General features: G+C 70.5%; 21 protein-coding genes and 1 pseudogene. 11 read left to right on the top strand and 11 right to left on the bottom strand.

Annotated features, from left to right (window positions below):
- Window positions 1–55: 55 nt before the first annotated feature.
- Window positions 56–979 (bottom strand): annotated as a pseudogene (locus E4F25_RS03340) (ArsR/SmtB family transcription factor); the annotation flags it as partial.
- A gap of 105 nt (window positions 980–1084) precedes the next feature.
- On the opposite strand from E4F25_RS03340, the gene E4F25_RS03335 reads away from it, so the two are divergent.
- Together E4F25_RS03335 and E4F25_RS03330 are read left to right on the top strand one after the other, a co-directional pair.
- Window positions 1085–2233: an acyl-CoA dehydrogenase family protein gene (locus E4F25_RS03335; RefSeq protein WP_140908815.1), complete on the top strand. Its 1149-nt coding sequence runs from the start codon at window positions 1085–1087 to the stop codon at window positions 2231–2233.
- A gap of 119 nt (window positions 2234–2352) precedes the next feature.
- Entirely contained in the window at window positions 2353–7392 is a 5040-nt protein-coding gene (locus tag E4F25_RS03330) for an NAD-glutamate dehydrogenase (RefSeq protein ID WP_140908814.1), read from the top strand.
- Here E4F25_RS03330 and E4F25_RS03325 read toward each other — a convergent pair.
- Both E4F25_RS03325 and E4F25_RS03320 read right to left on the bottom strand, forming a co-directional pair.
- On the bottom strand, window positions 7389–7859 hold the full coding sequence (locus tag E4F25_RS03325) for a BON domain-containing protein (RefSeq protein ID WP_140908813.1): 471 nt from the start codon (window positions 7857–7859) through the stop codon (window positions 7389–7391). The genes E4F25_RS03330 and E4F25_RS03325 overlap by 4 nt on opposite strands.
- A 162-nt stretch (window positions 7860–8021) precedes the next feature.
- Window positions 8022–9884 (bottom strand): ABC transporter ATP-binding protein, encoded by a 1863-nt coding sequence (locus E4F25_RS03320; RefSeq protein WP_140908812.1) that lies wholly within the window; start codon window positions 9882–9884, stop codon window positions 8022–8024.
- Window positions 9885–9991: 107 nt separating this feature from the next.
- Here E4F25_RS03320 and E4F25_RS03315 point away from each other — a divergent pair, with 107 nt between their 5' ends.
- The 4 genes from E4F25_RS03315 to E4F25_RS03300 are packed head-to-tail and all read left to right on the top strand — an operon-like array spanning window position 9992 to window position 13225.
- A complete protein-coding gene (locus E4F25_RS03315) occupies window positions 9992–10213 on the top strand; it encodes an AbrB/MazE/SpoVT family DNA-binding domain-containing protein (RefSeq protein WP_140908811.1) in 222 nt (73 codons plus the stop codon).
- Window positions 10214–10217: 4 nt separating this feature from the next.
- Entirely contained in the window at window positions 10218–10649 is a 432-nt protein-coding gene (locus E4F25_RS03310; protein ID WP_140908810.1) for a type II toxin-antitoxin system death-on-curing family toxin, read from the top strand.
- A gap of 27 nt (window positions 10650–10676) precedes the next feature.
- Window positions 10677–12230, top strand: a complete 1554-nt coding sequence (locus E4F25_RS03305; RefSeq protein ID WP_140908809.1) for a fumarate hydratase — start codon at window positions 10677–10679, stop codon at window positions 12228–12230.
- Between the two features lie 38 nt (window positions 12231–12268).
- A complete protein-coding gene (locus E4F25_RS03300) occupies window positions 12269–13225 on the top strand; it encodes a patatin-like phospholipase family protein (protein WP_140908808.1) in 957 nt (318 codons plus the stop codon).
- Here E4F25_RS03300 and E4F25_RS03295 read toward each other — a convergent pair.
- The 6 genes from E4F25_RS03295 to E4F25_RS03270 all read right to left on the bottom strand — a co-directional run bounded on the left by E4F25_RS03295 (window position 13222) and on the right by E4F25_RS03270 (window position 18578).
- Window positions 13222–14337, bottom strand: coding sequence for a phospholipase A (locus E4F25_RS03295; RefSeq protein ID WP_407062801.1), 1116 nt, complete (start codon window positions 14335–14337; stop codon window positions 13222–13224). The genes E4F25_RS03300 and E4F25_RS03295 overlap by 4 nt on opposite strands.
- Window position 14338: 1 nt before the next feature.
- The gene (locus E4F25_RS03290; RefSeq protein ID WP_140908806.1) at window positions 14339–15721 is read right to left on the bottom strand and encodes a BON domain-containing protein; all 1383 of its coding nucleotides are present in this window, start codon (window positions 15719–15721) and stop codon (window positions 14339–14341) included.
- The gene (locus E4F25_RS03285) at window positions 15718–16983 is read right to left on the bottom strand and encodes a phospholipase D-like domain-containing protein (RefSeq protein ID WP_140908805.1); all 1266 of its coding nucleotides are present in this window, start codon (window positions 16981–16983) and stop codon (window positions 15718–15720) included. Before E4F25_RS03285 ends, E4F25_RS03290 begins: the two co-directional genes overlap by 4 nt.
- A gap of 43 nt (window positions 16984–17026) precedes the next feature.
- On the bottom strand, window positions 17027–17518 hold the full coding sequence (locus E4F25_RS03280; RefSeq protein WP_140908804.1) for a DUF456 domain-containing protein: 492 nt from the start codon (window positions 17516–17518) through the stop codon (window positions 17027–17029).
- A gap of 44 nt (window positions 17519–17562) precedes the next feature.
- Window positions 17563–18054: a glycine zipper 2TM domain-containing protein gene (locus tag E4F25_RS03275; protein ID WP_140908803.1), complete on the bottom strand. Its 492-nt coding sequence runs from the start codon at window positions 18052–18054 to the stop codon at window positions 17563–17565.
- Window positions 18055–18137: 83 nt separating this feature from the next.
- Window positions 18138–18578, bottom strand: coding sequence for a cytochrome c (locus E4F25_RS03270; RefSeq protein ID WP_246069722.1), 441 nt, complete (start codon window positions 18576–18578; stop codon window positions 18138–18140).
- 48 nt (window positions 18579–18626) lie between these two features.
- Here E4F25_RS03270 and E4F25_RS03265 point away from each other — a divergent pair, with 48 nt between their 5' ends.
- Window positions 18627–19421, top strand: coding sequence for a tRNA threonylcarbamoyladenosine dehydratase (locus E4F25_RS03265; protein ID WP_181168190.1), 795 nt, complete (start codon window positions 18627–18629; stop codon window positions 19419–19421).
- Here the strand turns inward: E4F25_RS03265 and E4F25_RS11435 are convergent.
- Together E4F25_RS11435 and E4F25_RS03260 are read right to left on the bottom strand one after the other, a co-directional pair.
- Entirely contained in the window at window positions 19402–20172 is a 771-nt protein-coding gene (locus tag E4F25_RS11435; RefSeq protein ID WP_181168189.1) for a TatD family hydrolase, read from the bottom strand. The genes E4F25_RS03265 and E4F25_RS11435 overlap by 20 nt on opposite strands.
- 5 nt (window positions 20173–20177) lie before the next feature.
- On the bottom strand, window positions 20178–20372 hold the full coding sequence (locus tag E4F25_RS03260; protein WP_140908802.1) for a DUF6116 family protein: 195 nt from the start codon (window positions 20370–20372) through the stop codon (window positions 20178–20180).
- A gap of 150 nt (window positions 20373–20522) precedes the next feature.
- On the opposite strand from E4F25_RS03260, the gene E4F25_RS03255 reads away from it, so the two are divergent.
- From E4F25_RS03255 to E4F25_RS03240, 4 genes are all read left to right on the top strand, one after another.
- On the top strand, window positions 20523–21272 hold the full coding sequence (locus E4F25_RS03255; protein ID WP_140908801.1) for a glycine zipper 2TM domain-containing protein: 750 nt from the start codon (window positions 20523–20525) through the stop codon (window positions 21270–21272).
- Between the two features lie 134 nt (window positions 21273–21406).
- Window positions 21407–22570 (top strand): acyl-CoA dehydrogenase family protein, encoded by a 1164-nt coding sequence (locus E4F25_RS03250; RefSeq protein ID WP_140908800.1) that lies wholly within the window; start codon window positions 21407–21409, stop codon window positions 22568–22570.
- A 2-nt stretch (window positions 22571–22572) separates the two neighbouring features.
- Window positions 22573–23106: a GNAT family N-acetyltransferase gene (locus E4F25_RS03245; protein ID WP_246069721.1), complete on the top strand. Its 534-nt coding sequence runs from the start codon at window positions 22573–22575 to the stop codon at window positions 23104–23106.
- 8 nt (window positions 23107–23114) lie between these two features.
- A complete protein-coding gene (locus E4F25_RS03240) occupies window positions 23115–25397 on the top strand; it encodes a thiamine pyrophosphate-dependent enzyme (RefSeq protein WP_140908799.1) in 2283 nt (760 codons plus the stop codon).
- The last annotated feature ends 17 nt before the right edge of the window (window positions 25398–25414 follow it).

Below are 25414 nucleotides of genomic sequence, written 5' to 3'. Positions count from 1 at the left end.
GGGCGTTTCCGGTTCATCGCGCGCAAGGCGCGCTCCCACAAGGGGGTCAGGGGGATTTGCGGGCGATCAGGGAGATCACTTCGAAGTGGGGTGGCCGCCGCTCGCGGGTGACGGTGCCGGCGGACAGCACCTCCAGCCCGGCCTTCTCCACGAACCGGCGCAGCTCCCTGGCGGTGAAGCCGAGGTTGGCGTGGCCGAAGGCCTCGACCACGTTGCGATGGTCGTGGCGCGCGAGGCTGGACAGCACCAGCTGGCCGCCGGGGCGCAGCACGCGCGCGGCCTCGGCCACGGCCTGCGCCGGCTTGCCGGCGTAGGTGAGCGCGTGCATCAGCACCACCAGGTCGAAGCTGGCGTCCTCGCAGGGCAGGGCATGCATGTCGCCTTCGCGCACCTCTACGTTGGGGAAGCGGCGCAGGCGCTCGGCCGCCGCGGCGACGACGCGCGGGCTGGCGTCGATGCACACGTAGCGCGCCGAGTGCGGGGCCAGCAGCTCGGCCAGCACGCCGTCGCCCGAAGCGACGTCGAGCACGTCCCCGGTCTCGAGCAGCGGCAGCACGGTGCGCGCCAGCGCCTCCCAGGTGCGGCCGGGGGAGTAGTGACGCTCCATGTCGCCGGCCACCGAGTCGGCCCAGTTCTGGTCGGCGGCGCGGGTCGCGAGCACCCCCGGCACGCGCGCGGCGTCCTGGCGCAGCAGCGGGTCGTCGCTGCCGGTGCTGATGGACTGCCACAACGCCCGCTGCGCCGGGTCCAGCGCGGACTCGTCGAAACGGTAGTAGGCCGAGACGCCGGCGCGGCGGTCGCGCACCAGCCCGGCTTCCTTCAGCTTCGCCAGGTGGGTGGACACCCGTGGCTGCGCGAGGCGGGTGATCGCCGACAACTCGGCCACGGTGAGCTCCTCGCCCTCGAGCAGCGCGAGCAGGCGCACGCGGGTGGCGTCCGCGAATACCTTGAGCAGGCCCGACCAGCCTTCCAGGTCCATGGGTATCTCATCATCGCGATGTAGAGATACAGTCTCCGCCGCCCTGTCCCGCGGGTCAAGCGCGGCGCTACAATTGCGGTTTCCCGCCTGACCGGAGTGCGCCGAGTGGAGTTTGGTTTCACCGAAGAGCAGCTGATGATCCAGGACGTGGCCCGGCGGATCGCGCAGGAGAAGATCGCGCCGAGCGCCGAGCACTTCGACCGGACCGGCGAGTTCCCGCTCGACAACATGCGCCTGCTGGGCGAGAACGGGCTGATGGGCATCGAGGTCCCGGCCGAGTACGGCGGCGCGGGCATGGACCCGGTGGCCTACGTGCTGGCCATGGTCGAGGTGGCCGCGGCCGATGCCGCGCACTCGACCATCATGTCGGTCAACAACTCGCTGTTCTGCAACGGCATCCTGACCCACGGCACCGAGGCGCAGAAGCAGAAGTACGTCAAGGCCATCGCCGAGGGCCGCGAGATCGGCGCGTTCGCGCTGACCGAGCCCCAGTCCGGCTCCGACGCCACCGCGATGCGCTGCCGCGCGGTGAAGCAGGGCGACGGCAGCTACATCGTCAACGGCAAGAAGAGCTGGATCACCTCCGGCCCGGTGGCCAAGTACATCGTGCTGTTCGCGATGACCGACCCGGCCAAGGGCGCGCGCGGCATCACCGCGTTCCTGGTGGACACCGCGCGCGAAGGCTTCCACCGCGGCAAGACCGAGCCAAAGCTCGGCATCCGCGCCTCGGCCACCTGCGAGATCGAGTTCAGCGACTACGTCGTCCAGCCCGACGAGGTGCTGGGCGAGGAGGGGCAGGGCTTCAAGATCGCCATGGGCGTGCTCGACGCCGGGCGCATCGGCATCGCCTCGCAGGCGATCGGCATCGCCCGCGCCGCCTACGAGGCCAGCCTGGCCTACGTGCGCGAGCGCAAGGCCTTCGGCCAGCCGATCGGCTCGTTCCAGATGATCCAGGCCAAGATCGCGGACATGAAGTGCAAGCTCGACGCGTCGCTGCTGCTGACGCTGCGCGCGGCCTGGCTCAAGGGCCAGGGCAAGCGCTTCACCACCGAGGCCGCGGTCGCCAAGCTGACCGCCTCCGAGGCGGCGATGTGGATCGCGCACCAGGCGGTGCAGATCCACGCCGGCATGGGCTACTCGAAGGAGATGCCGATCGAGCGCTACTTCCGCGACGCCAAGATCACCGAGATCTACGAGGGCACCAGCGAGATCCAGCGGCTGGTCATCGCCCGGCATGAGACCGGGCTGCGCTGAAACAATGGACGTTCCCGACCAGCCGCAGCCCGCCGTGCGCGCTTCACAGGATCATTGACCCCAGACCACGTGGCCCGTGCAGATTGCGCGGGCCTTCTTGCATCCGGACTCCCACGTTCATGACGACTGCACGCAAATCCCCCCGCAACGCCACCCCGGCGCGCAAGACCGCGCGCGCCGCTTCCCGCAAGCTTCCCTCCGGCAAGGCCGCCGCGGCCCGCCTCGAACCGGTGCTCGCCGCGCTGCGCGAGCGCGCCCCGGCCGCCCGCCAGGCACAGGCCGAGGCCTTCGCGCGCGCCTTCTACCGGCGCATGACGGCCGAGGAACTCGAGCAGCACAGCCCCCAGGGTTGGGCCGCGCTCGCGCTGGATTTCTTCGAGATGGTGCGCGCGCGCAAGCCCGGCACCGCCTCGGTGCGCATCTTCAATCCCGGCCTGGAGCGCGATGGCTGGGAGTCGCCGCACACGGTGATCCAGGTCGCCAACGACGACATGCCGTTCCTGGTCGATTCGGTGACCATGGCGCTGGCCGAGCAGGGCATCGGCGTGCACGTGCTCGGGCACCCGGTGGTGCCGGTAAAGCGCGACAAGGCCGGCAAGCCGGTCGCGCTCGGCGCGGAAGCCGGCGAGGGCGCCGGCAACGAGTCGCTGATGCACCTGGAAGTCGACCGCCAGACGCAGGCGGAGATGCCGGCGATCGAGCAGGCGATCCACAAGGTACTCGGCGACGTGCGCGCCGCGGTCAGCGACTGGGAGGCGATGCGCAGCAAGATGCTGGAGATCGCCGACGACCTCGCCAGCCGCCGGATGCCGGTGTCGGCGGCAGGCCGCAGCGAGGCGCAGGAGTTCCTGCGCTGGGCCGCCGACAACCACTTCACCTTCCTCGGCTACCGCGAGTACGACGTGGTCGAGAAGGGCGACAGCGAGCTGCTGTGCCCGGTGCAGGACTCCGGCCTCGGGCTGATGCGCGGCAAGGACAAGAGCAAGCCGCGCGACCTGCGCACGCTGGCCGCGCACTACATGCCGCAGTCGGGCTCGGTGGATGCGCTGATCCTGACCAAGACCAACGCCCGCGCCACCGTGCACCGCCCGGGCTACATGGACTACATCGGCGTGCTCAAGTTCGACGAGGAGGGCAAGCCGACCGCGGAGCAGCGCTTCCTCGGCCTCTACACCTCCAGCGCCTACAGCCGCCGGCCTTGGGAGATCCCGCTGGTGCGCGAGCGCCACGAGCACGTGATGCGCAGCTCCGGCCTCAATCCGCACGGGCACAGCGGCAAGGCCCTGCGCCACATCCTCGAGAGCCTGCCGCGCGACGAGCTGTTCCAGTCCAGCGAGGAGGAACTGCTGCGCACCGCCACCGGCATCCTCGGCCTGCAGGAGCGCGTGCGCAGCCAGCTGTTCCTGCGCCGCGACCGCTACGGGCGCTTCTGGTCGGCGCTGGTGTACATCCCGCGCGACCGCTTCAACACCGAGGTTCGGCGCCGCATCGAGCGGATGCTGCGCGAGGCGCTCAACGGCGACAGCGTGGACACCAACGTGCAGGTCGGCGAATCGCCGCTGGCGCAGCTGCACATGATCGTGCGCCCGCGCAAGGGCGAGAGCGTGCAGGTGGACGGTCCGTCGCTGCAGGCCGAGCTCGAGGGCATCGTGCGCAACTGGCAGGACGAGCTGCGCGAGGCGCTGGTCGCCGCGCACGGCGAGGAGAAGGGGCTCAAGCTCGCGCACCGCTACGGGCGCGCGCTGCCGGCCGGCTACATCGAGCGGGTGACCCCGGCGGTGGCGGCGGCCGACGTGCTGTGCCTGTCCACGCTGAGGGACGAAGAAGACCTGCGCATCAACCTGTACCGCGCCGCCCGCAACGGCGGCGGGCTGCGCCTCAAGTTCTACCGGCTGGGCCACGACATCCCGCTGTCCGACGCGCTGCCGATGATGGAGAACATGGGCCTGCGGGTGATCACCGAGCACCCGTTCCGGATCGAATTCCCGGGCAGGGACGGCGACCAGGTCGCCTGGATCCAGGACTTCGAGGTCGAGTCGCCGCGCGCGGACCTGGACGTCAACGGCATCGACGCCTCGTTCGAGGAGGCGTTCTCGCGCGTGTGGCGCGGCGACGCCGAGAACGACGGCTTCAACCGGCTGATCCTGGGCGCCGGCCTGACCTGGCGCCAGGTCGCGATGCTGCGCGCCTACGGCAAGTACATCCAGCAGGTCGGGGTGCCGTTCTCGCAGAGCTACGTGGAGGAGACCTTCAACCGCTACCCGCTGCTGGCGCGGCTGCTGGTGGAACTGTTCGAGGCGCGCTTCGACCCGCGCACCGGCAACGAGTCGAAGGCGGAGGTCAGGCGCGGCCAGGAGGCGCTGCAGCAGCAGCTGTTCGGACTGGCGGCCGACGAGCCGACCCGCGCCGTGCTGCAGGGCGTGGTGGACGCGCGCGCGGGCAACCGCGAGCGCCAGGTCGAGGCGACCCGCGCCGCGCTGCTGGGACTGCTCGACCGCGTCGCCAGCCTCGACCAGGACCGCATCCTGCGCAGCTTCATCGGCTGCATGGACGCGACCCTGCGCACCAGCTACTACATCGACTACAAGCTCGACGACGCCGGCAACGCGCTGCGCGCCGACGGCGGCCCGGCCGACTACCTGGCGTTCAAGATCGACTCCGGGCGCGTGCCCGACGCGCCCAAGCCGCGCCCGTACCGCGAGATCTGGGTGTGCGGCCCGCGCGTCGAGGGCGTGCACCTGCGCTTCGGACCGGTCGCGCGCGGCGGCCTGCGCTGGTCCGACCGCCGCGAGGACTTCCGCACAGAGGTCCTGGGCCTGGTCAAGGCGCAGATGGTCAAGAACACCGTGATCGTGCCGGTCGGCTCCAAGGGCGGCTTCTTCTGCAAGCAGCTCCCCGACCCGGCGGTGGACCGCGATGCCTGGCTGGCCGAGGGCAAGGAGTGCTACCGGCGTTTCATCAACGGCATGCTCGACATCACCGACAACCTGGTGGACGGCGAGGTCGTGCATCCGGGCAACGTGGTGCGCCACGACGGCGACGATCCCTACCTGGTGGTCGCCGCGGACAAGGGCACGGCCAGCTTCTCCGACATCGCCAACGCGATCTCGCAGGCGCACGGCTTCTGGCTGGACGACGCGTTCGCCTCCGGCGGCTCGGTCGGCTACGACCACAAGGGCATGGGCATCACCGCCCGAGGCGCCTGGGAGTCGGTCAAGCGCCACTTCCGCGCGCTCGGCCGCAACTCGCAGAAGGAGGACTTCACCGCGGTCGGCATCGGCGACATGTCCGGCGACGTGTTCGGCAACGGCATGCTGCTGTCGAAGCACATCCGGCTGGTGGCGGCGTTCGACCACCGCCACGTGTTCATCGACCCGGATCCGGACGCGGCGGTCGGCTTCAAGGAGCGGCAGCGCCTCTTCAAGCTGCCGCGCTCGTCCTGGGCCGACTACGACGCCAAGCTGATCAGCAAGGGCGGCGGCGTGTTCCCGCGCAGCGCCAAGTCGATCAAGCTGTCGCCGGAAGCCAAGGCCGCGCTGGGCATCGACGCGTCGGTCGACGCGATGAGCCCGGCCGAACTGATGAGCGCGGTGCTGAAGGCGCCCGTGGACCTGCTGTGGAACGGCGGCATCGGCACCTACGTCAAGGGCTCGTCGGAGAGCCACGCCGACGTCGGCGACCGCGCCAACAACGCCCTGCGCGTCAACGGCAACGAGTTGCGCTGCAGGATCGTCGGCGAGGGCGGCAACCTCGGCTTCACCCAGCTCGGCCGCATCGAGGCGGCGATGAACGGTGTGCTGCTGAACACCGACTTCATCGACAACTCGGCCGGCGTGGACACCTCCGACCACGAGGTCAACATCAAGATCCTGCTCAACGGCCAGGTGCAGGCGGGCAAGCTCAAGCTGGAGGAGCGCAACAGGCTGCTCGCGTCCATGACCGACGAGGTCGCGGCCCTGGTGCTCAACGACAACTACCGCCAGAACCAGGCGATCAGCCTGATGGAGCGGATGAGCGTGTCGCGGCTGGGCTCCAAGCAGCACTTCATCCGCACCCTGGAGGCCGCAGGCCAGCTCGACCGCGCGATCGAGTACCTGCCCACGGACGCCGAGTTCGCCGAGCGCAGGGCGCGCGGCGTCGGCCTGACCCGGCCGGAGCTGGCGGTGCTGCTGTCCTACTCGAAGCTGGTGGCCTACCAGCAGCTGCTCGACTCCGACGTGCCCGAGGATCCGTACCTGTCCAAGGAGCTGGTGCGCTACTTCCCGGAACCGCTGCAGCAGAAGTACGCGAAGCAGATGCAGGACCTGCGGCTCAAGCGCGAGATCATCGCCACCGCGGTGACCAACTCGACCATCAACCGCATGGGCGCCACCTTCCTGCTGCGCATGCAGGAGGACAGCGGGCGCACCCCGGGCGAGGTCGCCAAGGCGTTCACGATCACCCGCGAGACCCTGGACGCGCGCGAGCTGTGGGCCGGGATCGACGCGCTCGACGGCAAGGTGCACGAGTCGGCGCAGGTGGACGCCCTGCAGGTGATCTGGAACCTGCAGCGCTCGTTCACCCGTTGGCTGCTGTCGCGGCCGGGCGCGATCCCCGACATCACCAGCGCGGTGGAGCGCTACCGCGACGGCTTCCAGGCCATCCGCGCGGGCGAGGGCATCCTGCCCGCGTCCATGCGTCCGGGCTACGAGGACAGCATCCGCGAATGGAAGCAGAAGGGCATGCCGGCCGGCCTCGGCGGGCAGCTCGCGGCGCTTCCGTACATGGAGCCGTGCGCCGACATCATCGAGCTGGCGCGCGAGCGCAAGCTGAAGCCGGTGGAAGTGGCGAAGACCTACTTCCGCCTGGCCGAGGCGCTGAACGCGCCGTGGCTGCAGCGGCAGATCGACGCGCTCAAGGTCGACGGCCGCTGGCACGCGGTCGCGCGCGGCGTGCTGCGCGACGAGCTCGGTGCGCAGCTGCGGGTGCTGACCGGGCAGGTGCTGTCCACGCCGGGGGCGAACGCCGACGCCAAGGTGGAGCGCTGGCTGGCGCGCGACGACGCCTCCCTGCGCTTCACCATGGCCATGCTGGCCGAGCTGGCGGCGCAGAAGTCCATGGACTACCCGACCGCGTCGGTGGCGGTGCAGCGCCTGTCGCAGCTCGCCTCGCGCGGCTAGCGCCAGTTGGGGGTGCGCACCGCCTCGCCGGCCTGGCCGAACGAGGCGGTGCCATCGTCCACCCGGATCGCGTTGCGCACGTCGCTGACTCCGGTGGCGTCGGCGGCGATGTCCTCGGCGCGGTGCTTCATGCGCCGCTCGGGGACGTTGCCGGTGAGCGTGGCGACCCCGCCCTCGACCATCACCAGGATCTCGCTCGCGTCCACGTGGGCGTCGTCGGTGAGCCGTCCGATGATGTCGTCGGCGATGCGTTCGTCGGAACGCACGTAGCCGCGCGGGCCGCGCCCCCGGTAGCCGCGCGGGCGCTCGCCGCCGTGGCGCGGGCGCGGCGGGCCGTTGAAGTCGCCGTAGCCGCCCAGGCCGTCCTGGCCGTAGGTGTAGGCGTTGTTGGAGCGGTCCGGGCCCCATTCGCGGTTGGTCGCGGAGGGCAGGCCGTCGTACAGGCGGGATTTTTCGCGGCGGTTCATTGGCGGGCTCCGGGAGGCATGCGTGGCAAGCCTAGGTGTCGGCGCGTAACGGGGGTGTGGCGGTGGTAAGGCGGCCGCTGCGCGGCCTGGAAAGTCGGCCGCTTCGCGGCCTGTGAGCGGGCGGCGCAGCCGCCGACTCACCAGCGAGCGCAGCGAGCGACTTCACCTGTACCCGGCCGCCTGGAGCTCGAACAGCTCGGCGTAGCGGCCGCCGGCGGCCATGAGCTCGTCGTGGGTGCCGGACGCCTCGAGCCGGCCGTCGGCCAGCACCAGGATGCGGTCGGCCATGCGCACGCTCGAGAAGCGGTGCGAGATCAGCACCGCGGTGCGCTGCTCCGACAGCTCGCGGAAGCGCCGGAACACCTCGAACTCCGCGCGCGCGTCCAACGCCGCGGTCGGCTCGTCCAGGATCATGACCTGCGCGTCGCGCATGTAGCCGCGCGCGATCGCGATCTTCTGCCACTGGCCGCCCGACAGGTCGACGCCGGTGCGGAAACGGCGTCCCACGAGCTGGTCGTACCCCAGCGGCAGCGAGGTCGCGACCGCGTCGGCGCCGCCGCTGTGCGCCGCGCGCTCGACCCGCGCGCGGTCGTGCATGGCCTCGACCTGGCCGACGCCGATGTTCTCGGCCACGGTCAGGTGGTAGCGCACGAAGTCCTGGAAGATCACGCCGATGTTGGCGCGCAGGTCCTCGAGGTCGTAGTCGCGCAGGTCGCGGCCGTCGAGCAGGATCCGGCCCTCGTCGGGGTCGTACAGGCGCGCCAGCAGCTTGACCAGCGTGGTCTTGCCGGCGCCGTTCTCGCCGACCAGCGCCAGCACCTCGCCCGCTCGCAGTTCGAAGTCGAGCCCGCGCAGCGCCCAGCGCGCGGCATCGGGATAGCGGAAGCCGACGTTCTCGAACACGAAGCCGCGGGTGATCGGCCTCGGCACCGGGACCGCGTCGGGGCGGGTGCGGATCTCGGGCTCGATCTCGAAGAACGAGTACAGGTCGTCGAGGTACAAGGCCTGGCCCGCGACCTGCGAAAAGCCGACCAGCAGCCCCTCCAGCAGCTGGCGCAGGCGCCGGAAGCTGCCGGCCAGGAAGGTCAGGTCGCCGATGCTGAAGTCGCCGCGCACGGTGCGCCAGGCGATGTAGGCATAGGCGACGTAGTAGCCGAGCGTGCCCAGCGCCGCCAGCAGCGTCCCCCAGAGCGCGCGCTTTCCCGCGAGCGCCTTGTTGGCCAGGTAGAACTTCTCCGAGAGCTCGCGGAAGCGGGCGATGAAGAAGCGGTTGAGGTCGAAGATCTTGACCTCCTTGGCGGTCTCCACGCTGGCGCCCATCTGCCGCAGGTACTCGAGCTGGCGGCGCTCGGGCGTCCACGCGTGGTTGAGGCTGTAGTTGAGCGTGTTGAAGTGCGATTCGCCGAGGAAGGCGGGCAGCAGCGCGACCGCCAGCAGCACGATCAGCCATGGCGCGTAGAGCAGCAGGCCTGCGGCGAAGCTGGCCACGGTGACCACGTCCTGTGCCTGGCCGAACAACTGGCCCATCAGGCTCATCCGTCCCATGGTCTGGCGGCGGGCGCGCTCGAGCTTGTCCTGCAGCTCGGCGTCCTCGAAGTCCTCGAGGTCGAGCGTGGCCGCGTGCTCCATCAGCCGCATGCTGACCGCGTTGGTGAAGCGCTCCGCGAGCAGCCCGTCGCTGTAGGCGACCAGCCGGCCGGTGAGGTCGGAAGCGATCGCCAGCGCGAACTCCAGCAGCAGCCATCCGAGCAGCGGTTGCAGGGTGCCGCTGGCCCAGGCCGTGGCGAGGTCGGTGGCGACGCCGGCGCCGACCAGGCGCACCGCCTCGTCGATGATCAGCTTGCCGATGTAGAGCATCGCCACCGGCATCAGCGCGCGCAGCAGGCGCAGCCCCAGGCTGGCGAGGGTCAACGGCCGGCTGGTGGCCCAGATGTCGCGCAGGAAGGGCGGCAGGTTGCGCAGCGCGCCGACACGCTCGCGCAGGCTCGGACGGGGCGTGGCGGATGGCGGGGACGCTGGTGGCATGCCGGCACGATCATTCCAGATCGCGCGTGATGCCGCCTGCGGCAGGGCCATTGCGGGCTGCCCGTGGCGGGTATAACATAGGTTATAACCACCTGCCCGGAGCCGCCATGAAGCTCAAGATCACCACCATCGGCAATTCGGCCGGCGTCATCCTGCCCAAGGAACTGCTGGCCCGCCTGCGCCTCGGGAAGGGCGACGAGCTGTACGCGCTGGAAACGCCGGACGGGATCCGGCTGACCGCGTTCGACCCGGAGCTGGCGGCGCAGATGGAAGTGGCCGAGGAGGTCATGCGCAAGCGCCGCACCCTGCTTCGCAAGCTGGCGGAGTAGGGCGATGGTGTCCTGGATCGATCGGGCCCTCGCGTTGGCAATCCATGAGCGCCAGCTCGCGGAGCACGGCGGCGGAAGCGGCATCCGCGACGAGGGAATGCTCGAGTCGGCGCTTGCCCGCCCGCAGCAGCTGCACGCCTACGGCGATCCGCCGCCGGATGTCGCGGACCTTGCTGCCAGCCTCGCTTTCGGCCTGGCGCGAAACCACCCGTTCGTGGACGGCAACAAGCGCACGGCGGCGGTAGCTTGCGAAACCTTCCTGTTGCTCAACGGGTCCACGCTCGAAGCCGACGACCTGGAGCTCTACCCGGTGTACCTCGCGCTCGCCGAAGGCACCCTGTCCGAAGCCGACTTCGCCGCCTGGCTGCGTCCGCGGTTGCAAGCGAAGCCGCGTGGTACCGCGGTGCACGAACCCCGGGCGCGTTACGCGCGATAAAATGCCGTTTTCCGCAGCAAGCCCGCCATGACCGTCCTGCAGACTCCGCAAGCCAGCCGCGTCCCCACTGCCATCCGCCAGGAGGACCTGATCCAGTCCATCGCCGACGCGCTGCAGTACATCTCGTACTACCACCCGGTGGACTACATCCGGGCGCTGTCGGCGGCGTACGAGCGCGAGGAGTCGCCGGCGGCCAAGGACGCGATGGCGCAGATCCTGATCAACTCGCGCATGTGCGCGGAGGGCCACCGGCCGATCTGCCAGGACACCGGCATCGTCACCGTGTTCCTCGCGATCGGCATGGACGTGCGCTGGGACGACGCCACCATGGGCGTCGAGGACATGGTCCACGAGGGCGTCCGCCGCGCCTACAACCACCCGGACAACAAGCTGCGCGCCTCGGTGCTGGCCGACCCGGCCGGCAAGCGCATCAACACCAGGGACAACACGCCGGGCGTGGTCAACGTCAAGATCGTGCCGGGCAACAAGGTCGAGGTGATCGTCGCGGCCAAGGGCGGCGGCTCCGAGGCCAAGTCGAAGTTCGCGATGCTCAACCCGTCCGACTCGATCGTGGACTGGGTGCTGAGGACGGTGCCGACCATGGGCGCGGGCTGGTGCCCGCCGGGCATGCTCGGCATCGGCATCGGCGGCACCGCCGAGAAGGCGATGCTGCTGGCGAAGGAATCGCTGATGGAGGAGATCGACATCCAGGAGCTGCAGGCGCGCGGGCCGCGCAACCGGGTCGAGGAGCTGCGCCTGGAGATCTTCGACAAGGTCAACGCGCTCGGCATCGGCGCCCAGGGCCTGGGCGGCCTGACCACCGTGCTGGACGTCAAGATCAAGGATTACCCGACCCACGCGGCCAACCTGCCGGTGGCGATGATCCCCAACTGCGCGGCCACCCGGCACGCACACTTCACCCTCGACGGCAGCGGCCCGGTGGCGCTGGACCCGCCGTCGCTGGAGGACTGGCCGAAGCTCACCTACAGCCCGCGGAACGCGCGCCGGGTGGACCTGGACACGGTCACCCGCGAGGACGTCGCGGGCTGGAAGCCGGGCGAGACGCTGCTGCTCAACGGCAGGCTGCTGACCGGGCGCGACGCTGCGCACAAGCGCATCGTCGGCATGCTCGACAAGGGCGAGTCGCTGCCGGTGGACCTGCGCGGGCGCTTCATCTACTACGTCGGCCCGGTGGACCCGGTGCACGACGAGGTCGTCGGCCCGGCGGGCCCGACCACGGCCACGCGCATGGACAAGTTCACCGGCCAGGTGCTCGAACAGACCGGCCTGCTGGGCATGGTCGGCAAGGCCGAGCGCGGCCCGGTCGCGCGCGAGGCGATCCGCAAGCACGGGTCGGCCTACCTGATGGCGGTGGGCGGCGCGGCCTACCTGGTGTCGAAGGCGATCCGCGCCGCGCGCGTGGTCGCGTTCGAGGACCTGGGCATGGAGGCGATCTACGAGTTCACGGTGCAGGACATGCCGGTGACCGTGGCGGTGGACGCCAACGGCGACTCGGTGCACGAAACCGGCCCGCACGAGTGGCAGGCGCGCATCGGACGGATCCCGCTGCAGGTGCTGTAGCCGCATAATCGACCCTCCATGGAGCGTGGAGGGGTGCCATGAAGGCGCGACGGATCCTTTCGATGGACGGCGGCGGCATCCGCGGCCTGGTGACCTGCCGCTGGCTGGCGGGCGTCGAGGACGTGCTGCGCGACGCCGGCAAGCCTGGCCTGCTGGCCGGCTTCGACCTGCTGGCCGGAAGCTCCACCGGCGCGATCATCGCCTGCGGCCTCGGCATCGGCCTGTCGCCCACCGACATGGCCGCCCTGTACCGCGAGCACGCCCCGACCATCTTTCCGGGCATCGCCAACCGGCTGTGGTCGCGCGCCGGTCGCCTGCTGACCCAGGGACCTTCTGCCCCGAAGTACGACGCCAGGGGGCTGGAGAAGGTGCTGCGCAAGGTGTTCGGCGACACCACCCTGGGCGAGTCGAAGCTGCCGCTGATGGTCACCAGCTACGACACGATCTCGCGCAAGCCGGTGATCTTCAAGAGCTTCAAGGCCTCGCACGCCGGGCTGCCGATGTGGGAGGTGTGCCGGGCGTCGTCGGCGGCGCCGACCTATTTCCCGGCGCACGCGATGACCGTGGAAGGCCGCAAGCGGGCGCTGATCGACGGCGGCGTGGTCGCCAACAACCCGACCGCCTGCGCGATCGCCGAGGCGCTGCGCAAGGACGCGCGCGCCGACAAACCGCGCGACCTGGTGGTGCTGTCGGTCGGCAGCGGCGAGCACACCCGCAGCATCGACCTCGCCTCGGCGCGCGAGTGGGGCCCGCTGGAGTGGGCGGTGCCGATCATCGACGTGCTGTTCGACGGCAACAGCGAGTCGGTGGACTACATCGCGCGCCACCTGGTCGGCGACGCCTATTTCCGGATGCAGGTGGAACTGCGGATCGGCATGGACGACCTCGACGACGTCAGCGCCACCAACATGGCAGCGCTCGAGGCCACCGCCCGCGACTACCTGCTGCAGCCGGCCACGCGCCGGCAGCTGCGCAAGCTCGCCGCGCTGCTCTAGAACCACTCCATGAGGGAAATGCCGAGTCCGATATACGTCGCCCGGTGGTTGTAATCGATCAGGCTCTCGCCGTAGCCGTCGAAGACCTGCACGTGGCCGCGGAAGTTGTGGTGCAGCGGGAACGCCCAGTCGAACTGGGCGGCGCCATGCGAGCGGTCGCCGGCGCGCAGCGAGTGGCGCAGCGCCAGCGAGAACTGCTGCCCGCTTGGCAGCACCCGCACCAGGGTCAGGTCGCCGCGGCCCATGTAGTCGGAGATGTCCGGGTTGTCGTCGTCGCCGCCCTCCGGCACCCGGATCCACGGCCGCAGCATCAGCGCCCAGCCGTCGCGGTCGAGGCCGACGTTGAAGATGATCCGGTTCCAGCTGCGCGACAGCGGGTCGGCGCGGCCGTTGGACTGGTGGTTGATGCCGACCGCGAACAGCCGTCCCTTCCAGCCGAGCAGGCCGTAGCCGGTGCGGAAGGCGAGCATCACCTCCGGCTCGTAGTCGGTCTCGCGGAACGGGCGCGACTGCTCGCCGTTGAATATCTGCCAGCGCGAGCTCTGGGTATAGGCCATCCACAGGTCGCCGTTGTCGCCGAACAGGTTCTCGACCGCCTTGGTCTTGAAGCTCACCTGGAACTTGGTCTCGAACACGTCCAGCAGCTGGTCGTCGGCGACGCTGTTGTCCGGGGTGGGCGAGAACGGGCGCTCGTTGGGTCCGCTGCTCCAGAACACCGGGAACAGGTACACCGGTTTGTAGGCGCGGAAGTTGAACAGGCCGAGCTTGGAATCGCGCGCCAGTTCCCAGCGGCTGTCCAGCAGCGAGCCGCGGCCGGCGTTGGCGATCGCGGCCTGCACGCCCGGGTCGGCGGCGCCGCGCGCATCGCGCCGGAACAGGCTCGGCGCGCCGGGCGCCTCGCGGGCCGCGGCGGCCTCGGCGTCGGCGCGGGTGGTGGCCTCGGGGCCGCGCTGCATGGCCGCGTCGTAGCAGGCGAGCCGGGTCGCATCCACCTCGATCGCCACGCAGGCCTCGATTCCCGGACGCGCTTCCGACGCCTCCTGCGCCGGCGCGGCGAAGGGCAGCAGGAGCAGGACCAGCATCAGGCGGGCAGGGCGCGTCATCGCGTGCATGCTAGCGCGGCGGGGGCGGCTCGGGCAGCGGCTTCGGGTCGGTCTCCGGCGAGGCCAGGTTGTCCTCGTCGTGCGCGCGCTGCGCCGCGGCGAGCTGCTCGTCGATGTCGGTGTTCACCGAGGTGTCGCCGCAGGGTTCCTGCGGCAGCGGCGGGATCGCGACCGGCCCGGTCTCCTCGCGGTGGTAGCGGACGGTTTCCGGGCCATGCACGCCGGCGGCCCCGAACACCGCCTTGACCGCGCGCAGGGCCTCGCTGCGGGTCTTGCCGAGGTCGTTGCGGCGCTGGTCGATCCAGCCGTAGTAGCGCAGGTCCAGACCCTTGGTGTTGTAGCCGTCGACCACGCACGAGGGCGCCGGGTCGGCGAGCACGCCCTCGACCCGCGCGATCGCCGCGAGCCCCATCTCGCGCGCGTCGCGGATCGACTGCGCCGGGTCGATCGGGAGCACGAAGTCGAAGCGCCGGCGCGCGTTGGCGCTGTAGTTGAGCACCACCGACTTGAACACCAGCGAGTTGGGCAGCGAGAGCTGGTTGCCGTCCAGGGTCATCAGCAGGGTTGCGCGCGAGGTCAGCGCGATCACCTTGCCCTCGTACTTGTCCACCACCAGGTGGTCGTCGGGCGCGAACGGGCGGCGCAGGCTCAGCAGGATGCCGGCCATGTAGTTCTCGGCGATGTCGCGGAAGGCGAAGCCGACCACCAGGCCGATCACGCCGGCCGAGCCGAGCACCGCGCCGACCAGGGCGGTCGCGCCGAGCAGGTTGAGGGCCAGCACCAGACCGAGGATCACCACCAGCGCCTGCACCAGGCGCCGCACCAGCGCTTCGAGGTAGGGGTTGTCGCGGTGCCGCCGCAGCCAGCCCATCGGCCGGTGCGCGAGCGCGCGCCCGAACAGCACCGAGAGCCAGATGATCGCGATCGCCACCACCAGCAGCGGGATCGCCGCCACCAGCCGCACCAGCCGCGCCTGCACCTGTTGCAGGGCGGAGTTGATCCGGGGCGCGAGCGCCGCGCTGAGTTCGATCTCGTTGACCACCTCGGCGACGCCGTCCACCTGGTTCGCGAGGTTGGCGGCGCGCTCGCGGTCGGCGTCCTCCAGGACTTCGCCGCCGAGGGTCACGCTGCCGGCGTTGACCGCGACCGTGACCTGCTGCAGGTCGGGGTGGCGCACCAGGCGCGCGGTCACCGCGGCCGCGATGCGTTCGTCGTCCTCCTCGCCGGCGCGGATCTCGGCCTCGACGCGCCCGGCCTCGGGCACCACCGCGTCCGGCGCCTGCGCCGGCGCGAGCTCGGAGACGGGAGTGCCTTCGACGGCGTCCTGCGCGACTGCGGGCAGCGCGCACAGCAGGAGGAGCGGAAGCAGCAGCCCCGGCAGCCAGGGCCTCACAGCTGCGAACGGATCGGCTGCACGAACCTTTCCTTGAGCTTCTCGGTCCACGGACGGTTCTTCCAGGTCTCGTAGGTGTAGCGCGTGGTCGGCACCAGGTCCTTCTCGAAGACCTCGGTCATGCGCTCGGCGAATTCCCGATCATAGACGTTGAGGCTGGCTTCGTCGTTGAGGCGGAACGAGCGCAGGTCGAAGTTGGTGGAGCCGACCGAGACCAGTTCGCGGTCCACGATCATCATCTTGTTGTGGAACATCGTCGGCTCGTACTCGTAGATCTCGATGCCGGCGAGCAGGAGCGGCCCCCAGCCGGACTTGGACGCCAGCCGCGCGGCGTCGGAGTCGGTGTTCCTGCCCGGCACCAGCACCCGGATCGCCACGCCGCGGTGGCGGGCCGCGACCAGGGCCTTGGTCACCAGTTCGTCGGGGATGAAATAAGCGGCCGCGAGGTCGATGCTGTGCTCGGCGGCGGCGATCGACATCAGGTACATCAGGTGCATGCTCTCGCTGCCGCCGGCGGGCGAGCTGATGAACATGTGCGCGTCCATGTCGCCGGCGCGTTCGAGCGCGGGGAAGTAGGCGGCGCCGTTGAGCAGTTCGCCGGTGGTCTTGATCCAGTTGTCGTTGAACGCCGACTGCACCTGCGCCACCACCGGGCCCTCGATGCGGAAATGGATGTCGCGCCAGTGGTCCGGGTCCTGCGCGTGGCCCTGCCACGGGTCGCCGATGCCGACGCCGCCGGTGAAGCCGACGCGCCCGTCCACCACCAGCAGCTTGCGGTGGGTGCGGTTGTTCATGCGCGCCAGGTTGTACCAGTGCAGCGGCCGGTAGCGGACCACGTGCACCCCCGCGTCCTCCATCTCCTTGAGCTGCGACTGGTCCATGCTGGCACTGCCGACCCAGTCGATGGTGACGTTGACGTTGACCCCGGCGCGCGCGCGCTCGCTGAGCGCGTCGGCGAACCACTGGCCGACCTCGCCCTCCCAGTAGATGTAGGTCTCGAAGGTGATCGTGTGCTGCGCCCCGCGGATCGCCTCCAGCATCGCCGGGAAGATCTCGGCGCCGTTCTGTAGCCCGGTGACGTGGTTGCCGGGCAGGATCGACGGCCCGAGCAGGACCCCCATCTCGCGCCGGAACTGCGGATCGGACACCGGGTAGCGATGCTCGATCTTGCGTTCGAGCTGCTTGGTCGGGGTGGCGAAGTTGAGCGCGATGACCACCAGCAGGCCGGTGACCAGGGCGGTGGCGACGATGGTCCATGTCATGCGCTTGCGACTCCAGCCTTGTGTCCAGCGCCAGGGCATCCGCTCAGTTCCACCACGACCAGGCGAAGAGGCCGAGCATGGCCAGCGCCAGCATCAGCTTGAGCGCGATCCCGAACACGATGCCCAGCCAGGTGCCGAAGCCGACGCGGGTGGCGTGGCCGACCCCGCTCCGGTCCAGCCGGCGACGGTGCACCAGTTCGCCCGCGACCGCGCCGATGAACGGGCCGACGAACAGCCCGAGCGGGCCCATGAACAGCGCGAACGCGGTGCCGACCACCGCGCCGATGACCGCGAGCCGGCTGGCGCCGACGCGCTTGGCGCCCACCGCCGCGGCCCAGAAGTCGACCGCGACCGAGAGCAGCGTCAGCACGCCCAGCGCCACCAGCGTGCCGACGCCAACCTTGGCGAAGCCGCCGGCCCAGGCGGCCAGCAGCATGCCGAAGAACACCAGCGGCAGGCCGGGTAGGGCGGGCAGGATGATGCCCGCCAGCCCGACCAGCACCAGGATGCCCGCGATCACGTACCAGACCGTCATCCATGATCCCCCTAGACCGGCGCTAGACCGGCGCGGGCTTCAGGTTAGCGCAGCCAGGCCCTGCCGTTGTACACGCGGACGTAGGAGCCTTCGCGGATCCCGCCGAGGTCGCTCTGGCTGACCACCGTGGTGCGGCCGTCGGTCAGGCGCACGTGCACGTTGTAGGTGGCGTTGTTGGACTGCACGCGATTCTGGATCGCGTTGCCGGCGACCGCGCCTGCAACCGCGCCGGCAACGGTGGCGGTGTTCTTGCGGCCCTCGCTGTCGGTGCGGTCGTCGGCGATCTCGCGCGCCGCGGCGGCGCCGACGATGCCGCCGAGCACGGCGCCGGTGGCGTTGGGCACGCTGCTGCCGCCGCTGGAGACCATCTCGATGCGGGTCACGGTGCCGCAGTCGTAGCAGGTGCCGCCGGTCGGCGGCGGGCCGTAGCTGTCACCGTAGCCGTAGCCCGGCGAGGTGGTGGCGCAGCCGGTGGCCGCGAGCGCGGCGAGCAGGGCGGAGGCGCCGATCAGGCGAAGGGGAGTGCGCAGGGCCATGGGGGATCTCCTTGGTAGGAACACCCCCATCTTGGAAAGAGCAATGTGAACCCGCTGTTTACCCCTGTGGGAGCGACGGAAGGTCAGTTGCGGAAATCCTGGTGGCAGGCCTTGCAGTCCGCGCCGACCTGCTTGAGCACGTCGCCGACGCCGGCGCAGGACAGGGGCGGCCGCGCCAGCGCGCCGTCGAGCGCGGCGCGCAGGTCGGCGGCGTGGGCCGCGAAGCGCTTGTCCTCGGCCCAGTCGGGGCCGAACGCGGGCTCGATGTCGCCGGCCATGGTGCGCAGGGCCTGCAGGTGCGGCAGCACGTCGGAGGCCGTGCATCGGCTCTGCTCGACGCTGGCGCGGAGCGCGCCGACGTGCGCGCCCATCACGTGCATCACGCTCTCCGGGAAGTGGTCCTTGCGGGCCTCGAGCGCGCGCAGCGTCATCACCGTGGCGACGACGCCGACCGCGAGGCCGACCAGGAACAGGAAGAAGTAGCGGGCGGCGGCGTTGCCCGGGCGCGGTGCCGGTGCGTTCAAGTGCGGTTCCCCGGTGTGGCGATGGCCGGGAACGTTAGCATTGTCGCCATGGATCCGTCATGGCTCGAACGTTTCGCCGGCATCGACCGGCTGTATGGCGCCGGCGCCGTGGCGCGGCTGTCGCGCGCGCGGGTGGCGGTGGTCGGCCTGGGCGGCGTCGGGTCGTGGGCCGCGGAGGCGCTGGCGCGCAGCGCGGTCGGGCACCTCAGCCTGGTGGACGCCGATGACCTGTGCCTGTCCAACACCAGCCGCCAGCTTCCGGCGCTCGCCGGGCAGTACGGACGCAACAAGGCACAGGCGATGGCCGAGCGCTGCCGCGCAATCAATCCGGCGATCGACGCGGTGCCGGTGGAGGCGTTCCTGACCCCGTCCAACCTCGAGGCGCTGCTCGGCGACGGCTTCGACCTGGTGCTGGACGCCTGCGACAGCTTCCGCACCAAGGTCGAGGCGATCGCCTGGTGCCGCCGGCGCAAGCAGCCGATCGTGACCGTGGGCGCGGCCGGCGGCCGCACCGACCCGACCCAGGTGCGGGTCCGCGACCTGTCGCGCACCGAGCACGACGCGATGCTGTCGCTGATCCGCAAGAAGCTGCGCGGGGAGTTCAACTTCCCGAAGAACCGCGACCGTTATTTCGGCGTGCCGGCGGTGTACTCGCTGGAGAACGTGAAGTACCCGCAGGCCGACGGCAGCGTCTGCGGCGTGCGCCCGAACCTGGACAGGGACGCCGCCCTCAAGCTCGACTGCGGCGCCGGCCTCGGCGCCGCAACCCACGTCACCGGCGCCTTCGCCTTCGCCGCCGCCGCCAAGTCCCTCGAGATCCTGCTCAAGCGCCGGGCAGGTTGAAGAGGCGTTCGGCGTTGGCCGTGGTGGCGGCGGCGATGGCTTCGGGGGGTTCGTCGCGGAGTTCGGCGATGGCTTCGAGCACGGCGGTGAGGTGCGCGGGTTCGTTGCGCTGGCCCTGGCGGCGGCAGTCGGGCTGGTCGGGGGAGTCGGTCTCCAGCAGCAGCCATTCGATCGGCATCTCCGCGACCAGGCGGCGCAGGCGCTTGGCGCGGGCATAGGTCACCGGGCCGCCGATGCCGAGCAGGAAGCCGCGCTCCCACAATTGCTCGGCCTGCTGGCGGCTGCCGGAGAAGCTGTGCACCACGCCGCGCAGCCCGTCGAAGCGGCGCAGGGTGAGGATCACCTCCTCGACCGCGCGGCGCGCGTGCACGATCACCGGCAGGCCGGTGTCGGCGGCGATGGCGAGTTGCGCTTCGAAGTAGTCGGCCTGCTGCTTCCGGTCGAGGCCGTCGACGTAGTAGTCGAGCCCGCACTCGCCGACGGCCAGCGGCCGTTCGCGGCGGATCCACTCGCGCAGTTCGTCCAGGTGTTCCGGCCGGTGCTTCGCCAGGAACAGCGGGTGCAGCCCGTAGGCCGGGAACAGGCCCGGGTGCGAGGCGCAGGTCGTGCGCAGCCCGGGCCAGCCCGCCGCGTCGATGCCTGCGACCAGCTGGCGAGTGACGCCGGCCGCGCGCGCCCGCGCCACCACCTCCGCGCGGTCCGCGTCGAAGCCGGCGTCGTCGATGTGGGTGTGGGTGTCGACCAGCAGCACGGCGTTCAGCGCGGCTTGCCGCGGTCCTTGCGGTTGGCGAGCAGCAGGGTGCCGATGCCGAGCAGGATCTCGTCCACGAACGGGAGGGGATCGGGGAAGAACAGGTTGACGACGAACAGGCCCGCAGCCAGCAGGAACAGCTTCGGATAACTGAGCCGCGACAGCCAGCGCATCACCGGGGCAAGCAGGGGACTGGGCATGGGACCTCCGTGGTTGCCGCAACGCTAGCAGACACCGGGGAAGGCGATCGTGTTCACGCTTTGCTCATGCTGCCAGCAGCGGTTCAGGCGGGCGGTGCTGCAATCCGGGCCGAACGATACGTGCGGCCCCGCCGCACCCAGGAGGCGACGATGAAGAACAACACCCTAGCGATTGCCCTGGCCGCGCTGCTGGTCGGCGGCGTGGCCGTCGCGGCCTTCCAGAACAACCGTGGCGACGCCGCGGGTCCCGGCATGTTCGGCGGCGGCCTCGAGTACGCCTCGGTGGTCGCGGTGGAGCCGGTGACCGAGCCGCGCGAGCAGTTCGCGCAGGTGCTCGGCAGCGAGGCCATCCGCGAGACCAGCACGACCTCCACCCCGCGCCAGGTCTGCAACGACGTGGTCGTGGCCGAGCGCCTGCCCGAGCGCGATGGCAACGTCGGCGGCACCGTGGCCGGCGCCGTGATCGGCGGCCTGGTCGGCAACCAGATCGGCGGCGGCAACGGCCGCAAGCTGGCGACCGTCGGCGGCGCCGTGGCCGGCGGCTACATCGGCAACCGGGTCGACCGGCGCCACGTCGGCGGCCAGGTGGTCAACCGTACCGAGACCCGCTGCCACACCGAGACCGCGACCTCGAAGGCCACCCACGTGGTCGGCTACACCGTGACCTACCGCAACCCGGACGGCACCACCGGCACCATGCGCACCGACGAGAAGCCGGGCGAACGCATCTCGCTGGGGACCGAGCAGGTCCCGGTGGCCTACGACGTGACCTACGAGTACGACGGCCGCCAGCGCACCGTGCGCCTGCCCGAGCGCCCGCTCGAGGACCGGCTGCCGGTGGTGGACGGCGAGGTCATGACCCGCGTCGCGGCGACGGAGTCCGGTACCACCAACCTGTAAAACCGGCCTTTGCTGTGGGAGCGGCGGGAGCCGCGATCGGAACCCGGCGTTCCATCGCGGCTTCTGCCTCTCCCACAATGCTTTGGCTGGCTACAATGGCGGTTTCCGCGTCCCAGAAAGGAACCCGCACCGCCATGGCCCTGCACCCGTACGACCTGTTCGACGTCCGCTCCCTGCTCAGCGAGGAGGAGCGCGCAGTGCAGGACTCCGTGGCCCGGTTCACCGACGAGCGCGTGCTGCCGATCATCGGCGACGCCTTCGACCAGGGCCGGTTCCCGAAGGAACTGGTGCCCGAGATCGCGGAGATGGGCCTGCTCGGGTCCTCGCTGCCGGAGGAGTACGGCTGCGCCGGCCTCAACGGCGTCAGCTACGGCCTGATCTGCCAGGAGCTGGAGCGCGGCGACAGCGGCATCCGCAGCTTCGTCAGCGTGCAGTCCTCGCTGTGCATGTACCCGATCTACGCCTACGGCACCGAGGAGCAGCGCAAGCGCTGGCTGCCGGACATGGCCGCGGGCAAGGTGATCGGCTGCTTCGGCCTGACCGAGCCGCACGGCGGCTCCGACCCGGCCAACATGAAGACCCACGCCAGGCGCGACGGCGGCGACTGGGTCCTCAACGGCTCCAAGATGTGGATCACCAACGGCAACCTGGCCGACATCGCCATCGTCTGGGCGCAGACCGACGACGGCATCCAGGGCTTCGTGGTCGAGAAGGGCATGGCCGGCTTCAGCGCCCAGGAGATCAAGCACAAGATGAGCCTGCGCGCCTCGGTGACCAGCGCGCTGTTCTTCGACAACGTGCGCGTGCCGGAGGCCAACCGGTTGCCGAACGTCAAGGGCCTGAAGGGGCCGCTCGGCTGCCTCACCCAGGCCCGCTACGGCATCACCTGGGGCCCGGTCGGCGCCGCCATCGCCTGCCTCGACGAGGCCTTGAACTACAGCAAGGAGCGGATCCTGTTCGGGCGCCCGGTGGCCGCGACCCAGAGCGCGCAGCTCAAGCTGGCCGACATGGCCCGCCGCATCACCGCCGCGCAGCTGCTGGTGCTGCAGCTCGGCCGCCTGAAGGATGCCGGGAAGATGGCCCCGCAGCAGGTGTCGCTGGCGAAGTGGAACAACTGCCGGATGGCGATCGACATCGCGCGCCAGTGCCGCGACCTGCTTGGCGGCGCCGGCATCACCACCGAGCACGCCGCCATCCGCCACGCGCTCAACCTGGAATCGGTCATCACCTACGAGGGCACCGAGACCGTGCACCAGCTGGTGATCGGCCGCGAACTCACCGGCATCAACGCATTCTGATCGTGGAAATCGAAACCGATCGCCTGCTCCTGCGCCTGCCGCAGGCCGGCGATTTCGACCGCTATGCCGAGACCCTCGGCAACGAGGACGCGGCGCGTTACATCGGCGGCACGCAGTCGCGTGCCGGCGCCTGGCGCCGGTTCCTGCAGATGCCCGGCGCCTGGGCGGTGCAGGGCTTCGCGATGTTCTCGGTGGTCGAGAAGGCCAGCGGCCTGTGGGTCGGCCAGTGCGGCCCGTGGCGCCCGGAGGGCTGGCCCGGCAACGAGGTCGGCTGGACCTTCCATCCGGACGCCTGGGGCAAGGGCTACGCCACCGAGGCGGCCACCGCGGCCATCGACCACGCCTTCGACGCGCTCGGCTGGGACCGCGTCATCCACTGCATCGATCCCGCGAACCTCGCATCGCAACGCGTTGCCATGCGCCTGGGTTCGCGCAACCTCGGCCCCGGCAAGCTGCCGGCGCCGTACGAGGATTCACCCACCGACATCTGGGGGCAGTCGCGCGAGGAATGGCAAGCGCGGCGCGCCAACGCCTGAGAGGAACCATGTCCAAGGTCGCCAATCCCATCCCCGCGCGCATGCGCGGCCTCAACCGCGCCGAGATCTGCGACGTCAATTTCCAGGAGTTCGTGCGCGACTGGAACGGGACGCCCGGCGCCTCGCCCGCAGCGGGCGAGGCGGTCCTGGACGGCAGCGCACTGGATGCGCGCGGCTTCCGCGAACTGTTCGAGTCGCAGCTCATCTCGCGCCACCTCGACCTGATGGCGCGGGTGCTGCGGGTGCAGAACAAGGTCTTCTACACCATCGGTTCCAGCGGCCACGAAGGCAACGCGATGGTGGCGCGGCTGACACGGCATACCGACCCCGCGTTCCTGCACTACCGTTCCGGCGGCTTCATGGCCGAGCGCTTCCGCAAGTTGCCGGGCACCGATGGTAAACCGCGTGATCCCATCATGGATTCGGCGCTGTCGTTCGCGGCTTCGAAGGAAGACCCTGCCTCGGGCGGCCGCCACAAGGTGTGGGGCAGCAAGCCGCTGTGGGTGCTGCCGCAGACCTCGACCATCGCCTCGCACCTGCCCAAGGCCTTCGGCACTGCGGTCGCGATCGAGCAGGCCCGGCGCATCGGCCACGCGCTGCCGGTCCCGGGCGACAGCATCGTCGTCTGTTCCTTCGGCGACGCCTCGAGCAACCACGCCACCGCGCAGACCGCCTTCAACGCCGCTGCCTGGACCGCGTACCAGAAGCTGCCGGCACCGGTGCTGTTCGTGTGCGAGGACAACGGCATCGGCATCTCGGTGAAGACCCCTGACGGCTGGGTCGCGCGCAACTTCCGCGACCGCCCGGACCTGGACTACTTCGCCGCCGACGGCCTCGACCTGGCCAGCGGCTACGGCGACGTGCAGCGGGCGGTCGAGCACTGCCGGCGCACGCGCAGGCCGACCTTCCTGCACCTGCGCACCACCCGGATCATGGGCCACGCCGGCACCGACTTCGAGATCGAGTGGCGCTCGATCGAGGAACTGTGCGCGGTCGAGGCCACCGACCCGCTGCTGCGCTCGGCCGCGATCGCGCTCGAGTCCGGGCTGATGTCGAAGGACGAGATCCTGGCGCTGTACGAGGACACCCGGAAGAAGTGCTTCGCCGCCGCCGAGGAGGCCGACCGCCGCCCGCGCCTGTCCACGCTGGAGGAGGTGGTGGCACCGCTGGCGCCGTATAGCCCGGACGCCGTGGCGAAGGAAGCCGCGCGCGCCGACTACGCCAAGCGCCGCGAGGAGGTGTTCGGCGGCAAGGACAAACTGCCCGAGAAGCAGCCGCCGCGGCACCTGGCGATCCAGATCAACAACGCCCTGCACGACCTGTTCGCCAAGTACCCCGAGACGCTGCTGTTCGGCGAGGACGTGGCCCAGAAGGGCGGCGTGTACACCGTCACCAAGGGCCTGCAGAAGGCCTTCGGCCCGCGCCGCGTGTTCAATACGCTGCTCGACGAGACCGTGATCCTCGGCCTCGCCCAGGGCTACGCCAACATGGGCCTGCTGCCGCTGCCCGAGATCCAGTACTTGGCCTATTTCCACAACGCCTGCGACCAGATCCGCGGCGAGGCGGCCAGCCTGCAGTTCTTCAGCAACGGTCAGTACCGCAACCCGATGGTCATGCGGATCGCGTCGCTCGGCTACCAGAAGGGCTTCGGCGGCCACTTCCACAACGACAACTCGATCACCGCGCTGCGCGACATCCCGGGCCTGGTGGTCGGCTGTCCGAGCCGCGGCGACGACGCCGCGACCATGCTGCGCACGCTGGCCGCGCTGGCGAAGGTGGACGGGCGCGTTTGCGCGTTCCTCGAGCCGATCGCGCTGTACATGGCCAAGGACCTGCACGAGCCGGGCGACGGCGGCTGGCTGACCGAGTATCCGTCGCCCGACCAGGCGATGCCGCTGGGCGAGGGCCGCGTCTATGGCGAGGGCAACGACGACCTCGTGGTCTTCACCTTCGGCAACGGCGTGCCGATGAGCCTGCGCGCGGCGAAGCGGATCGAGGAGAAGCACGGCTGGAAGGTGCGGGTCGTGGACCTGCGCTGGCTGGTGCCGCTCAACGAGGCCTTCATCCGCGAACAGGCGGCGAGCGCGAAGCGCATCCTGATCGTGGACGAAGGCCGGCGCAGCGCCGGCGTGGGCGAGGGCATCATCACCGCGGTGGTGGAAGGCGGCTTCGGGGCGCGCCCGTTCCGGCGCGTGGTCGGCGCCGACACCTTCACCCCGCTCGCCGGCGCCGCGTTCCTGGTGATCCCCAGCGAAGACGACATCGTCGCCGCCGCGGATTCGCTGGCCTGATTCCGGACTGCGGCTTG

This window comes from Cognatiluteimonas lumbrici (assembly GCF_006476065.1).
Classification (GTDB): Bacteria; Pseudomonadota; Gammaproteobacteria; order Xanthomonadales; family Xanthomonadaceae; genus Cognatiluteimonas; species Cognatiluteimonas lumbrici.
The sequence above is the reverse complement of the archived record's forward strand: the minus strand, read 5'-3'. Positions and strand labels throughout refer to the sequence as shown.